The organism is Aeromonas sp. QDB11, assembly GCF_027705265.1.
GTDB classification, from domain to species: Bacteria; Pseudomonadota; Gammaproteobacteria; order Enterobacterales; family Aeromonadaceae; genus Aeromonas; species Aeromonas allosaccharophila.
On sequence record NZ_JAPDBM010000190.1, the window covers coordinates 1 to 1,004 of the forward strand.

Here is a 1,004-nt window from a genome sequence, read left to right on the forward strand (position 1 = left end):
GCTCGAAGGCGATCCGCTCATCGCCGTAGCGAAAGCTAAAGGATGGAGCTGGAGCCTGGGCCTGAGCATCGCCCTTGGCCCGAATAGGCACATTCATCTGATCAGACTCCGCTCAAGCCGACTCGGGTGATCTGCACCACCATCTCGACGATCTTCTTGGCCTGCTCCATACCACTGCCGATTGCTTTGCACTCCTGGAACATGCGCGGCAACAGTTTCTTGCGAATACCCGCCTCGATGTTCTGCGGGTTGATGGAGTGCTCGGCCACAGACGCATCCACGACCGTATCGATCTCGAAGGCCAGCTTTATCCACTTATCCTGTACTTGGCTGTCGGTAATGGCGAACACCTCCGGCAGTACCTTTTTGAACACCCCAAAGTAGGCCTGAGCGTGGCGATGCCCAGCAAAGGCGTCAGGTATGTCACTCAGGCGGCGCTCCTGCACCTGCTCTTCGAACTCCCGAAACAGCATGTACTGCTTGAGCGGGTGCTCGAACAGCTTCTCTGCCTCCTCGATAGCTTGTCGCAGCAGCTTGGAGAAGGCTTCCTGGGCGTAAGGGTCATCTCGTAGCTCCTGCTCAATCATGCGGCTGACCCGCGTTTTGATGATGTCGGTCTCGTTGCGGGTCTTGTTCTCGTTCCACTCTTCTGGCTGCTGCTGGCCCATCTTGCCGACCTCGTAGACGCCACCCGGCTCTTTGACCTCTACACCGACCACATGCTTATCCAGCAGCTTCTTCACCTGCTCGGCATATTCGTCGTAGTCAACCTTCTCACCGGCATCCTGCTGCACCAGTTGGCGCAGGCTGGAGAGCTGTTTCACCGTCTCCTTGTAGTGACGGCGATCCGCCTCGCTAAAGGCACCGTCCTCGAAGAAAGAGGCCGACTGCAACGCCACTTTCAGGCAACTGGCAAACGCCGTGAGCGCCTCGTAGAAGTCTTCTCGCACCTTGAGGTTCACATCCACCAGTTCGCCGTCCAGTTCCTCCATCTTGGGCACCAG

1 pseudogene is annotated in these 1,004 nt (G+C 57.7%); it reads right to left on the reverse strand.

From position 1 onward, the window contains the following. Window positions 1–101 precede the first annotated feature (101 nt). Window positions 102–1,004: pseudogene (locus OKC40_RS22585) on the reverse strand (type I restriction endonuclease subunit R); the annotation flags it as partial.